The sequence below is a fragment of the Streptococcus mitis genome, from assembly GCF_905187535.1.
GTDB lineage: Bacteria > Bacillota > Bacilli > Lactobacillales > Streptococcaceae > Streptococcus > Streptococcus mitis_BS.
The window spans coordinates 32,350-46,210 of record NZ_CAJJIE010000002.1 but is presented as its reverse complement, the minus strand read 5'-3'; the positions used below and the strand labels follow the sequence as shown (position 1 = coordinate 46,210).

Here is a 13,861-nt window from a genome sequence, read left to right as displayed (position 1 = left end):
TCAAATTTTCACAAAAATATGAAAGATAATGAAATAGATTCCTGATAACAAAGATTTTAAACTTATTTTTTTAAGGAATATCTGTTAAAATAGTCAAAATCAATCAAACCAAGACAAGGATACTATGTAGAAATAACATTTTTTCTGCAAAACGCTTGACATATTTCTAAAACATGATAAAATAAAAGTCGTAGGGCGGATAAAATCGCTTTCAAACATTTTACAAATTTTTTATAAGGAGATTTTTGCAAATGACCAATACAGAAATTGCAAAAAAAGTCATCGAAGCCTTGGGCGGACGCGAGAACGTTAACAGTGTAGCCCACTGTGCGACTCGTCTTCGCGTTATGGTTAAAGATGAAGCAAAGATCAATAAAGATGCTATCGAGAGCTTGGAAAAAGTTCAAGGTGCTTTCTTTAACTCAGGTCAATACCAAATCATCTTTGGTACGGGTACAGTAAACAAGATGTACGATGAAGTCGTAGCTCTTGGTTTGCCAACAGCATCTAAGGATGAGATGAAAGAAGAAGCAGGTAAACAAGGAAATTGGTTCCAACGTGCCATCCGTACTTTCGGTGACGTCTTTGTACCTCTTTTGCCAGCAATTGTTGCTACTGGTCTCTTTATGGGGATTCGTGGGGCTATCGTTCAGGATCAAGTCTTAGCTTTGTTTGGAACTACTGCAGAAGCTTTTAAAGCAACAAACTTCTATACTTATTCAGTTGTTTTGACAGATACAGCTTTTGCCTTCTTCCCAGCCTTAATCTGTTGGTCAGCCTTTCGAGTCTTCGGTGGAAATCCATTGCTTGGTTTGGTTCTAGGATTGATGATGGTAAACTCATCCTTACCAAATGCCTGGGCTGTGGCCTCTGGTGATGCTCAACCAATCCTCTTCTTTGGTTTTATCAAAGTTGTCGGCTATCAAAACTCAGTTTTACCAGCCTTCTTCGTTGGTTTGACTGGTGCTAAACTAGAAAAGTGGCTCCGTAAGCGTATTCCAGATGTATTAGATTTACTCCTTGTACCATTCTTGACTTTCTTAGTAATGTCTATTTTGGCCTTGTTTGTCATTGGACCTGTATTCCACGAAGTTGAAAGCTATGTCAAAGTCGCTACTGTTTGGTTGCTCAGTCTTCCAGTGGGTCTAGGTGGATTAATCCTTGGTGGTGTTCATCAGGTCATCGTTGTTACAGGTGTTCACCATATCTTCAATCTCTTGGAGGCTAACCTTGTTACTTCTACAGGTTCAGATCCTCTTAATGCTATTATTACAGCAGCTATGACTGCTCAACTTGGAGCAACTCTTGCTGTTGGTGTAAAAACAAAGAATCCCAAAATTAAAGCACTTGCTTTCCCAGCAGCTCTTTCTGCAGGATTAGGTATTACTGAGCCAGCAATTTTTGGTATTAACCTTCGTTACGGTAAACCGTTTATCATGGGTCTTATTGCAGGTGCTGCAGGTGGTTGGTTAGCAAATATTCTTGGTTTAGCAGGAACTAGCTTTGGTATCACAATCATTCCTGGTACTCTTCTATACATTAATGGTCAACTCCTCAAGTATGTCTTTATGGTCTTAGTTACAACTGCCCTTGGTTTCGGTTTGACATATGCTTTTGGTTACAAAGAAGAAACAGAAGTTGTTGAAGAAACAGTTTCTGAAGAAACTACAGTGGTAAATGAAGAAGTACCAGCAACTCTTCAAGACGAAACAATCCAAACTCCAATCATTGGTGATGTTGTTGCTCTTTCAAATGTGAATGACCCAGTCTTCTCAAGTGGAGCTATGGGCCAAGGTATCGCTGTGAAACCAAGTCAAGGTGTGGTATATGCACCAGCTGATGCGGAAGTTTCAATCGCCTTTCCAACAGGACACGCTTATGGTTTGAAAACAGCAAACGGAGCAGAAATCTTGATCCACGTTGGTATCGACACTGTTTCAATGAACGGTGAAGGATTCGACCAAAAAGTTGCTCAAGGTGACAAGGTTAAAGCTGGAGATGTTCTTGGAACCTTTGACTCAGCTAAGATTGTTGCGGCAGGTCTTGATAACACAACAATGGTTATCGTGACAAACACTGCAGACTACGCTTCAGTAGCTCCAGTCGCAACAGGTTCAGTTGCGAAGGGTGATGCTGTTATTGAAGTGAAAATCTAATCAATCCTCTCTAAAGTGAAAACGAACAAATGACATGTTTGTTCGTTTTTGCTTGAATGGTAAGATTTACAGAGGAAAATCTAAAAAATAGAGAAATTTAGACTTTCGAAATATGCTATAATAAAGAAAATAAAAACAAGAGGTTTATCATGACAAAATTATATGGAAGCTTGGAAGCGGGCGGTACAAAGTTTGTCTGTGCTGTCGGTGATGAAAACTTTAACGTTGTAGAAAAAACACAATTTCCAACAACAACTCCAATCGAAACAATCGATAAAACCATTGAGTTCTTCTCAAAATTCGACAACCTTGCTGGCCTTGCAGTTGGTTCATTTGGTCCCATTGATATTGATAAAAACTCAAAAACCTATGGCTTTATCACAACGACTCCAAAACCAAACTGGGCAAATGTGGACTTGCTTGGTGCCCTTCGTCGTGCCCTAAACGTGCCAATGTACTTCACTACAGACGTAAACAGCTCTGCTTATGGTGAAGTGGTTGCCCGTAACAATGCTGGTGCTCGTATTGAAAACTTGGTTTACTACACAATCGGTACAGGTATCGGTGCAGGTGTTATCCAACGTGGTGAGTTTATTGGTGGTGTAGGTCACCCTGAAATGGGTCACTACTACGTGGCTAAACACCCAATGGATATTGAAAAAGAATTCAACGGTGTTTGTCCATTCCACAAAGGATGTTTGGAAGGCTTTGCGGCTGGTCCAAGTCTAGAAGCTCGTACAGGTATTCGTGGTGAAAACATTGAACTTAACAGCTCTGTCTGGGATGTTCAAGCCTACTACATCGCTCAAGCTGCGGTTAATGCTACAGTGACTTTCCGCCCAGACGTGATCGTCTTTGGTGGTGGGGTCATGGCCCAACAACACATGCTGGATCGTGTTCGTGAGAAATTTACAGCTCTTCTCAATGGATACTTACCAGTACCAGACGTGCGTGATTACATTGTAACGCCAGCAGTCGCAGGAAATGGTTCTGCTACACTTGGGAACTTTGTCCTTGCAAAAGAAGTTTCAAAATAAAGCACAAAATCCGCTTGGGAAACCAAACGGATTTTTTACGTGTCAAAGCATTTGCCAGAAAAAGTCAATAATATAGGTCAGACCGTAGGTATAAACCACGAGGGTAAAGGGCTTAGTCAGAATGATGATAGTCATATAGCGCTTGAAGCTCATCTTGGTCAGGGCAGCCAGCATACAGAGAAAGTCAGCTGGACTAATGGGCCAAATCATCATAAAAATAAAGAAACGGTCAAAACGATTGCCCTTGTCCAACCAGCCGATATACTTGTCATAGGTGCGCTTGCTGACGACAGACTGGACAAAGGCAGCTCCGTAGAGGCGCACTAGATAAAAGATAATGGCACAGCCAATCACGATGCCGATATAGTTGTAGATCGTACCGATGATGTGGCCGTAGATAAAGACCCCAGCAACCGATGTCAAGGCCCCAGGAATGATAGGGACGACCGTTTGTAAAATCTGTAAAAAGATAAAGAGGGGTGGACCCCAGATACCTGCCTGCTGGATAAAGGCAGAGAGGGTTTCCTTAGACTGTAAAACCCCAGCCTGATAAGCCCAAATACAGAAAATCAAACTCCCAATCCCACCGACAATCGATGAGATGTTGATAACTTGCTGTAGAAGGGGAGAAACAGCTTTCATTTGTTTATCCTGTGACATGTAAACTCCTCATAGATAGTATAGTTCTACTATACCATATTTTGGAGGAGAAAGGGGGAATGGATTGTTTTTGGATTAGAGTGAAGCTCAAGAATTTAAACCTAATTTTATTCCAATTATAAAATTTAAGAACGGGTTTCATGATATAATGTGTATAAGTAAATTTATATCGGAGAAAATAAATGAAGTCAACAATAGATAAAATTAATAAATTTAGAGATGATCGGGATTGGAGAAAATTTCACAATGAAAAAGATTTAGCTATTTCTATCTTGCTGGAATCTAGTGAACTTCTAGAATTGTTCCAATGGAAGCAGTCTGAAGAAGTTACAACAAATTCTCTTGAAAGAATTAAAGAAGAATTAGCAGATGTGCTAATATATTCAATGATGTTAGCTGATAATTTACAACTGGATATAGAACAGATTATTGAAGAAAAATTAGAAAAAAATAAAGCGAAATATCCTGTTAAATTAAGTAAGGGGAATAATAAAAAATATACTGAATTATAGTGTTGAGTAACTAATATGAGTAAAATATTGAAACCAGTAATTGAAGAAGTAAAATATGAAAGTGGTTCATTAGACACTTTACAGGAAACTTTAAAAATCAGTTTTCGTGATGAAAACAAGATGCTATTGTTTGAATATCCGACTATATATATTGTAAATGATAAAAATTCTGATGGTTATAGTGTTTATGTAGGTGAAACAACAGATATTGTACGTCGTACTAATCAACATTTAGGTGAAATTAGAGAAGATTGGGCTAAATTTTCAAAATCAAACACTACTAAAATGTTTGTTATAGGTCATCACCACTTTAATAAGTCTTTAACACTAGATATTGAGAATAGACTAATGTTGTATTTATTAAGCGTTGATAATGTTTCAAATGTTCAAAACAGGCGAGGGAATCCTCAAAATAAATATTATACTTCTGATGAGATTGATGAGATTTTTACCAAAATTTGGAGTTCATTAAATAAGAAAAATAAGTATTTATTTCCAGCAGAAAGTATTGTTAGAAATTCTGCAATTTTTAAATCTTCCCCATTTCATAAATTAACCAATGAGCAATTAAAAGCAAAAAATGAAATCATTTTTAAAATTACATCAGCGCTTAGTAAGAACGAGTTTGGAACTTTAATCTTGGTTAAAGGAGAAGCTGGTGCTGGTAAAACTGTTTTGATGAGTTCTTTAATCGATGATCTATTAAATTCTGATGACACGGATTTCATCAGAGAAAATAATGCAATTAATTTGGTTGTTAATCATGATGATCAATTGAGTGTCTATAAAGAAATAGAGAAAAAGCTTGAATGGAAGAGTGGGTTAAATCTTGATGTTGCTATGAAACCAACCCAGTTTCTAAATGCACTGAAAAAACAAGATGTAGATGCTGGTATAGTCGTTATTGATGAAGGGCACTTACTTTTGACTGCAAAAAATCAAGCTTATCAAGGTGGCAATCATTTAAAGGATATACTATCAAAATCGAAAGTAGTAGTTTTAGTGTACGATGATAATCAAATAATGAATAAATCTCAAATATGGGTAGATAATTCATTTTTGACTTTACAGCATCAAGCGAGTCTGTCTGGCAATTTAATTGAATTAAATAATCAAATGCGTATAAAAGCTAGTGAATCTACAATTAGTTGGATTAGAAATATTATTGATAAAAGAGAAATTACCAAATTAAAAGAAGACAAGAACTATGATATCCAAATATTTAATTCTCCAAAGGAATTACAGGATGCTATTAAATTAAAAGATGAGAATCGGCATTTAGGGATTTCTAGGTTAATAGCAACCTATGATTGGGAATATAGTAGTCAATCTAAACCTAAAGAAAAATATAAAGATAGATATAAAGATGAATATAAAAATTATTGGTGTGTGGAAATAGATGGCTGGTTATGTCCTTGGAATAGAGAATTGAGTAGAGATAGGAAAAACTCTAAACTTTCTTGGATTGAACAACCACAAACTATTGATGAAGTAGGATCCACTTTTACTGTGCAAGGTTTTGATTTGAATTATGCTGGAGTTATTATTGGCCCATCGGTTAAATATAGAGATGGTAAAATAAAGTTTGATGTCTCTGCTAGTAAAAATAAAGGAGCAGTTCAAAACAGGAAACTCGAAAATGGTGAAATGAAAAATTTTGGTGAAGATCTTTTGAAAAATGAATTAAATGTTTTACTTACAAGAGGAGTAAATGGACTCTATATCTACGCAGTAGATGAAGAACTTCAAGCGGCTTTAAAAGATGCAATTTTATAAAAGTATAAGGTGGTAATAGATTTTTTTGAATCCAAACATGGTATAATGTCAGTTATGAATAATAACAACCAACGTGCCCTTTGCCAACAACTCTGGGCGAGAAACAAATACCTCGTTTTGAGTCATTCTAGCAATATTTACAATGAGATTCGTCAGTATCTCAAGAATGAAGAGGTGGAGGTGAGTCAGGTTAAGGAGATGATTGACCGTGCCTGCCAGATTACAGAACACAGGGGTCAGGTCTGTAATGCCTTTCAGCATATTTGGGGCTATTTCAAAAAGAAAGCGACAGATGCTGAGCGCAAAGACTATATGCTCTTGTTGGATCGCTACCGATTTGGTCAGGCTTCTAAGGAAGACTTAATCGCTAAGACTCGAGACTTGCTTGATCGCTATCCAAATACCTACTTGCAACATTCGACTTTACTGAAAGGAGACTCCCATGAGACTTTGGCATGAGGCTTTGATTTCACAGCTTCCTCGTCCTCAACTCTTGGGACAGCATCGAGAGTGTTGCGCCCTGCGTGGCAATGGCTGGGGCAGAAAGCATGAGACGGTTGACTATGTCTTTACCCACTCGCCCTATCGTCTCTATGCCTATCATCGCTTGATCATGGAGGAGATGGCTAACCGTGGCTACAATGTCAGTCCAGAGTGGCTGGACAAGAACTACCGTGGTAAGACTTGCCCTCTCTATGAAGATTTAGCAGAGGAGAAGTTGACTAGCCCTATATACAGCGAACATGACGATGTCTACTATGAGGAGTGTCTGGCTAATCTCCGTGAGAAGGGGATAGAGCTGGAATAATAGTAAGAATTGTCTTTGATTTATAACTCTTCCCGTAATTTTTTCGAATAATAAAGATGAGACCTTTGGAGTTTTTCTAAGGTCTTCTTTTTATGAGTGTTAAGATTTTACTTTCAATAACTTTTGAGTTATAATTAAATTAGAAAGAGGTTGCTTGGTGCATACGATTTACTTCTATAAGAACAAAAATGGAAACGAGCCAGTCTTGGATTATATGAGAGAACTGGCTAGTCAGAAAAGTAAGGATAGCCGCATCAAACTCAATAAACTAAATGACTATATCGAGTTGCTTAGTCAGCATGGTACGAGAGCTGGGGAACCCTATATCAAACATTTGGAAGATGAGATATGGGAACTAAGACCACTGAGAGATCGAATTTTATTTGTAGCATGGGTTGATGGTAGTTTTGTTCTTTTACATCATTTTGTCAAAAAGACTCAGAAAACTCCTAGAAGAGAAATTGAAAAAGCCAAGCGTGAACTGAAGGACTTAAAAGAAAGAGGGTTAAGTGATGAAGAATAGTGCTATTGGAAGTAACTGGAAGGATGTCCGCTCTGAGCTCTTTACAAAGGAGGAAATCCTTGAAAGTAATATGCGAGTGGCTATTATGAGTGAGTTGATAGAAGCTAGACATGAGCAAGGAATCAGTCAGAAAAAGCTGGAAGAACTGAGTGGAGTAAGCCAGCCTGTCATAGCTAGGATGGAAACAGGAAAGACAAGTCCTCAGTTGGACACAGTCTTAAAAGTCCTAGCCAGTTTAGGAAAGACATTAGCAGTCGTCCCCCTCGAACAGGAAAAGAGCTAAATAAACTGACTTATAGTCTTTTCTAATAACAAGCAATAGTCATTTATAAGAATTACTAATAACGCGTTTGAAGAGCATAACTGAAATAGAGCTATAAAACAAGCTACACAAAGGATTTGAGGCATTTGTCTCAGGTCTTTTTCTTTTGTTTAAAACAGAGATATAGTTTCAAACTATATCAAAGCCTAATTTTTTACAATTATACAGACGCTTTCTTTTCTGTTAAGATAGTTTCAACAACAAATTTTGGAGGACACATCATGTCAACTACAATCATCGGTTTCCCTCGTTTGGGCGAATTCCGCGAATTAAAATTTACAACTGAAAAATACTTTAGAAAAGAAATCTCAGAAGAAGAACTCTTAGCAGCCGCAAAAGACTTGCGTGCTAAACACTGGAACATCGTCAAAGAAAAAGGTATCACTGAAATTCCATCAAATGACTTTTCTCACTATGACAACTTCCTAGATGCAGCTTTCCTTTTCAACGTGGTACCTGCTTCAGTTCAAAACTTGGACTTGTCTGACCTTGAGCGCTACTTCGCTTTGGGTCGTGGTTACCAAGGAGAAAAAGGGGACGTTCGCGCCCTTCCAATGAAAAAATGGTTCAACACCAACTACCACTACATCGTTCCTAAATTTGAAAAAGACACTCAAGTCAAACTTGCAGGTCACAAGATTTTCGATGAGTTCCAAGAAGCAAAAGAACTTGGTCTCAACACTCGTCCTGTTCTTGTAGGTCCATTTACTTTCCTTCAATTGTCAGACTTTGAAGAAGGCGTGAAAGCGGAAGACTTCGTAGACAGCTTAGTTGCTGCATACCAAGAAGTTTTTGCTAAATTGGCAGAACTTGGTGCGACTCGTATCCAATTGGATGAAGCGGCTCTTGTCAAAGATTTGACAGCTGAAGAAAAAGCTCTCTTCTTGAACCTTTACAACAAACTTTTGGCTGATAAAAAAGGTCTTGAAGTCTTGCTTCAAACTTACTTCGGTGATGTTCGTGACGTCTACGCTGACCTTGTGAACTTGCCAGTAGATGCGATTGGTTTGGACTTCGTTGAAGGTAAGAAAACTCTTGAACTCGTTAAAGGTGGTTTCCCAGCTGACAAGACTCTTTATGCAGGTATTGTCAATGGTAAAAACATCTGGCGCAACAACTACGAAAAGAGTTTGGCTGTTCTTGAGCAAATTCCAGCTGAAAACATTGTCTTGACAAGCTCATGCTCACTTCTTCATGTGCCATTTACAACTGCTAATGAAGAATTTGAACCAGCTATCTTGAACCACTTTGCCTTTGCAGTTGAAAAATTGGATGAGATTCGTGATTTGGATGCTATCCGCAATGGTCAAGGTGAAGAAGCACTTGCAGCTAACAAAGAACTCTTTGCGACTGAGCGTGTTGGTGAAAATGCGGAACTTCGTGCGCGTATCGCTGGCTTGACAGACGCTGACTACACTCGTTTGCCAGCCTTTGCAGAACGTGAAGCTATCCAAGAAGAAGCTTTCAAACTTCCAGCTCTTCCAACAACAACGATCGGTTCATTCCCTCAAACTAAGGAAGTTCGTGCGAAACGTTTGGCTTACCGTAAAGGTGAATTGTCTCAAGAAGAGTACGATGCTTTCCTTGCTGAAACAATCGATGAATGGATCAAATGGCAAGAAGATATCGACTTTGATGTCCTTGTTCACGGTGAGTTCGAGCGTAATGACATGGTTGAGTACTTCGGTCAAAACTTGTCAGGTTACCTCTTCTCTAAAAATGGTTGGGTACAATCATATGGTATGCGTGGGGTGAAACCACCAATCATCTGGGGTGATGTCACTCGTCTTAACCCTATCACTGTCAAATGGTCTAGCTATGCACAAAGCCGTACAAACAAACCTGTTAAAGGTATGTTGACTGGACCTGTTACAATTCTTAACTGGTCATTCCCACGTGAAGACATCTCTATCAAGGATTCTACTCTTCAAATCGCCCTTGCTATCAAGGATGAAGTGCTTGACCTTGAAGCTGCTGGTGTGAAAATCATCCAAATCGATGAGGCTGCTCTTCGTGAAAAATTGCCACTCCGTCGTAGCGACTGGTACGAAGACTACCTTGACTGGGCAATTCCTGCCTTCCGCTTGGTACACTCAACAGTAGCGCCAGATACACAAATCCACACTCACATGTGTTACTCAGAATTTACAGATATCATCCCAGCTATCGACAACATGGATGCGGACGTTATTTCCTTTGAAGCTAGCCGTTCAAACCTCGAAATCTTGGACGAACTTAAAGCGAAAAACTTCCAAACTGAAGTGGGACCTGGGGTTTACGATATCCACTCACCTCGTGTGCCAAATGAAGGCGAAATCGACAACACAATCGAAGCCATCCTTGCTAAAGTACCAAGCAAGAAAGTTTGGATCAACCCTGACTGTGGTTTGAAAACACGTGGTATTCCAGAAACAAAAGAAAGTTTGATCCGCCTTGTTGAAGCAGCTAAAGCTGCGCGTGAGAAATTGTAAGATTAGATTTCTTCCTACAACGGTTGTTCAAAATGAAATCAAAAAGAAAAGGATAAGGACTATGTCACGCCAAACACCGTCACTCTCATTTGAAGTGTTCCCTCCAAACCCAGAAGTGGGTAATGATAAAATTATTTCAGCCTTGCAGGACATGCAGGAGTTGGCTCCTCACTTTATCAGTGTAACTGCCAGTAATAATAAATTTAATATCAAGGAAACGACGGTTCGTTTGGCTGACTTTATCCAAAATGACTTGGCGATTCCGACTATTGCTCACTTGCCAGCCATCTATTTAACTAAGGACAAGGTGGCTGAAACTATTGCTGACTTGGACAAGGTTGGCGTGCAGAAAATCTTGGCTCTTCGTGGGGATATTATCCCTGATGTGGAACCTCAAAAGGATTTCCGTTATGCAACAGACTTGATCGAGTTCATCAAGGAGCAAGCTCCTCACTTTGATATTATCGGAGCTTGCTATCCAGAAGGCCATCCAGATTCGCCAAATCAGATTTCAGATATCCAAAATCTCAAGAAGAAAGTGGATGCAGGCTGCTCGAGCCTCGTAACTCAGCTTTTCTTTGACAATGAGCGCTTCTATGATTTCCAAGACAAGTGCATCTTGGCTGGAATTGATGTTCCTATTCATGCAGGGATTATGCCAATTCTGAATCGAAATCAAGCTCTTCGCCTCTTGAAGACTTGTGAGAATATCCATATTCCACGTAAATTTAAAGCTATCTTAGACAAGTATGAGCATGACCCTGAGTCGCTCAGAGCAGCAGGACTTGCCTATGCAGTGGACCAAATCGTGGACTTGGTAACTCAAGATGTTGCTGGAGTGCATCTCTACACCATGAACAATGCAGAAACAGCAAAATATATCCACCAAGCAACCCATGCCTTGTTTAATCATCAGTCTCTAGGATAATAAAAAGCAAACCATTCTTCTCAGGTGAGGGGAATGGTTCCTTTTTAATGGTAAAGACCGCACTTTTTAAGAAAAATATGATAAAATAGACTCTGTACGTACTTGATACAAAGATGAGGGTATAAACAGATTTTTAACTATTCAAATCTGCTATAAAAAGGAAAAATACTAAAGAATAATATTTTTAAACTTTTCAAAGTATCTAAATAGTTGAACACGGGCTAAATCCCTAGTGAAAAAGATAGATTTCCTAGTGTGCATCGCACACTGCGTCAATCGAATGCTATCTTGTATAATTGAACCCGGCCGAAAAGCTGTGTAAAAAAGATAAACTGTCTTGTCTTCATCGAAGACTTCGTCAGTTTCCTATTTTTACTTTGCTTTTGACGTCCTTAGTATCTTGATCTTTGTAGGCAAGGCGTATAATTTCATCAATCCAAAGGGGATTAAAATGACAAAACAAGTGTTTCAAACGACTTTTGCGGGTCGTGAGTTAATTGTAGAGACTGGTCAGGTTGCTAAGCAGGCAAATGGCTCTGTTGTTGTACGTTACGGTGAGTCAACTGTCTTGACTGCTGCCGTTATGTCTAAGAAAATGGCAACTGGAGATTTCTTCCCTCTTCAAGTCAACTATGAAGAAAAAATGTATGCAGCTGGGAAGTTTCCTGGTGGCTTTATGAAACGAGAAGGACGTCCTTCAACAGATGCGACTTTGACAGCGCGTTTGATTGACCGTCCAATCCGTCCAATGTTTGCGGAAGGTTTCCGTAATGAAGTGCAAGTCATCAATACGGTTCTTTCTTACGATGAAAATGCATCTGCTCCAATGGCAGCTATGTTTGGTTCATCATTAGCATTGTCTATTTCAGATATTCCATTTGACGGACCAATTGCTGGGGTACAAGTGGGATATGTAGATGGCCAAATCATCATCAACCCTACGCAAGAACAAGCAGAGCAATCGCTCCTTGAATTGACAGTAGCTGGTACCAAATACGCCATCAACATGGTAGAGTCTGGTGCTAAAGAATTGTCAGAAGAAATCATGCTGGAAGCCCTCCTTAAAGGGCACGAAGCAGTCAAAGAATTGATTGCCTTCCAAGAAGAAATCGTTGCAGCAGTTGGTAAGGAAAAAGCAGAAGTAGAATTGCTTCATGTGGATGCTGAATTGCAGGTTGAAATTATTGCAGCCTACAACAGTGACCTCCAAAAGGCAGTCCAAGTAGAAGAAAAATTGGCTCGTGAAGCTGCAACTCAAGCAGTTAAGGACCAAGTTACTGCTGTGTATGAAGAAAAATATGCAGACCACGAAGAATTTGATCGTATCATGCGTGATGTGGCTGAAATCTTGGAACAAATGGAACACGCAGAAGTGCGTCGTTTGATCACAGAAGACAAGGTACGTCCTGACGGTCGTAAGGTTGATGAAATCCGTCCTTTGGATGCGGTTGTTGACTTCCTTCCTCGTGTGCACGGCTCTGGTCTCTTTACTCGTGGGCAAACTCAAGCTCTTTCAGTCTTGACATTGGCTCCGATGGGTGAAACTCAAATCATTGATGGTTTGGATCCAGAGTACAAGAAACGCTTTATGCACCACTATAACTTCCCACAATACTCTGTTGGGGAAACTGGTCGTTACGGTGCGCCAGGTCGTCGTGAAATCGGTCACGGTGCTCTCGGTGAGCGTGCACTTGCTCAAGTCTTGCCAAGTTTGGAAGAATTCCCATATGCTATCCGCTTGGTAGCTGAGGTCTTGGAATCAAATGGTTCTTCATCTCAAGCTTCTATCTGTGCGGGAACGCTTGCCCTTATGGCTGGTGGTGTGCCAATCAAGGCACCAGTAGCAGGGATTGCCATGGGTCTCATCTCAGATGGAAACAACTACACAGTCTTGACAGATATCCAAGGTTTGGAAGATCACTTTGGAGATATGGACTTTAAGGTTGCAGGTACTCGTGACGGGATTACAGCCCTTCAAATGGATATCAAGATCCAAGGGATCACTGCAGAAATCTTGACTGAGGCTCTTGCCCAAGCCAAGAAAGCGCGTTTTGAAATTCTTGATGTGATCGAAGCGACTATTCCAGAAGTTCGTCCAGAATTGGCTCCAACTGCTCCGAAAATTGATACTATCAAGATCGATGTAGACAAGATCAAGATTGTCATCGGTAAAGGTGGAGAAACCATCGACAAGATTATCGCCGAAACAGGTGTTAAGATTGATATCGATGAAGAAGGAAATGTATCTATCTACTCTAGCGACCAAGATGCTATTAACCGTGCTAAAGAAATTATTGCTGGTTTGGTCCGTGAAGCCAAGGTGGATGAAGTTTACCGTGCCAAAGTCGTTCGTATCGAGAAATTTGGTGCCTTTGTTAACCTCTTTGACAAGACAGATGCCCTTGTTCATATCTCTGAGATGGCTTGGACGCGTACCAATAATGTCGAAGACTTGGTAGCAATCGGGGATGAAGTTGATGTTAAGGTTATCAAGATTGATGAAAAAGGACGTGTGGATGCTTCTATGAAAGCCCTTCTTCCTCGTCCTCCAAAACCTGAACGTGATGAAAAAGGCGAAAAGTCTGAGAGACCTCACCGCCCACGTCATCACAAGGATCACAAACCTAAGAAAGAATTTACAGAAACACCAAAAGATTCAGAATAAGAA

General features: G+C 39.7%; 12 protein-coding genes. 11 read left to right on the top strand and 1 reads right to left on the bottom strand.

What is annotated here, in order from left to right; genetic code table 11:
• The first annotated feature begins 251 nt into the window (after positions 1 to 251).
• Positions 252 to 2,156, top strand: coding sequence for a sucrose-specific PTS transporter subunit IIBC (locus tag JQ841_RS00740; protein WP_203179827.1), 1,905 nt, complete (start codon positions 252 to 254; stop codon positions 2,154 to 2,156).
• Between the two features lie 149 nt (positions 2,157 to 2,305).
• Entirely contained in the window at positions 2,306 to 3,193 is an 888-nt protein-coding gene (gene scrK / locus JQ841_RS00735; protein WP_203179826.1) for a fructokinase ScrK, read from the top strand.
• A 42-nt stretch (positions 3,194 to 3,235) separates the two neighbouring features.
• Here the strand turns inward: scrK and JQ841_RS00730 are convergent, their stop codons facing one another.
• Entirely contained in the window at positions 3,236 to 3,853 is a 618-nt protein-coding gene (locus tag JQ841_RS00730; protein WP_150922201.1) for a TVP38/TMEM64 family protein, read from the bottom strand.
• 182 nt (positions 3,854 to 4,035) lie between these two features.
• Here JQ841_RS00730 and JQ841_RS00725 point away from each other — a divergent pair, with 182 nt between their 5' ends.
• From JQ841_RS00725 to pnp, 9 genes are all read left to right on the top strand, one after another.
• Positions 4,036 to 4,365 carry a MazG-like family protein gene (locus JQ841_RS00725; protein ID WP_203179825.1) on the top strand — a complete coding sequence of 110 codons (330 nt, stop codon included), beginning with the start codon at positions 4,036 to 4,038 and terminating at the stop codon, positions 4,363 to 4,365.
• A gap of 15 nt (positions 4,366 to 4,380) precedes the next feature.
• Positions 4,381 to 6,141, top strand: a complete 1,761-nt coding sequence (locus JQ841_RS00720; protein ID WP_203179824.1) for a DNA/RNA helicase domain-containing protein — start codon at positions 4,381 to 4,383, stop codon at positions 6,139 to 6,141.
• A 54-nt stretch (positions 6,142 to 6,195) separates the two neighbouring features.
• Positions 6,196 to 6,600, top strand: coding sequence for a YbgA family protein (locus JQ841_RS00715; protein ID WP_203179863.1), 405 nt, complete (start codon positions 6,196 to 6,198; stop codon positions 6,598 to 6,600).
• Positions 6,584 to 6,949 (top strand): TIGR02328 family protein, encoded by a 366-nt coding sequence (locus JQ841_RS00710; RefSeq protein ID WP_203179823.1) that lies wholly within the window; start codon positions 6,584 to 6,586, stop codon positions 6,947 to 6,949. Before JQ841_RS00715 ends, JQ841_RS00710 begins: the two co-directional genes overlap by 17 nt.
• A gap of 157 nt (positions 6,950 to 7,106) precedes the next feature.
• Positions 7,107 to 7,472: a type II toxin-antitoxin system RelE/ParE family toxin gene (locus tag JQ841_RS00705; RefSeq protein ID WP_203179822.1), complete on the top strand. Its 366-nt coding sequence runs from the start codon at positions 7,107 to 7,109 to the stop codon at positions 7,470 to 7,472.
• Positions 7,462 to 7,755 (top strand): helix-turn-helix domain-containing protein, encoded by a 294-nt coding sequence (locus tag JQ841_RS00700; protein ID WP_203179821.1) that lies wholly within the window; start codon positions 7,462 to 7,464, stop codon positions 7,753 to 7,755. Before JQ841_RS00705 ends, JQ841_RS00700 begins: the two co-directional genes overlap by 11 nt.
• 260 nt (positions 7,756 to 8,015) lie before the next feature.
• Entirely contained in the window at positions 8,016 to 10,265 is a 2,250-nt protein-coding gene (metE, locus tag JQ841_RS00695) for a 5-methyltetrahydropteroyltriglutamate--homocysteine S-methyltransferase (RefSeq protein ID WP_000108228.1), read from the top strand.
• A gap of 61 nt (positions 10,266 to 10,326) precedes the next feature.
• Positions 10,327 to 11,193 (top strand): methylenetetrahydrofolate reductase [NAD(P)H], encoded by an 867-nt coding sequence (gene metF / locus JQ841_RS00690; protein ID WP_084862959.1) that lies wholly within the window; start codon positions 10,327 to 10,329, stop codon positions 11,191 to 11,193.
• A gap of 451 nt (positions 11,194 to 11,644) precedes the next feature.
• On the top strand, positions 11,645 to 13,858 hold the full coding sequence (pnp, locus tag JQ841_RS00685) for a polyribonucleotide nucleotidyltransferase (protein ID WP_203179820.1): 2,214 nt from the start codon (positions 11,645 to 11,647) through the stop codon (positions 13,856 to 13,858).
• Positions 13,859 to 13,861 lie beyond the last annotated feature (3 nt).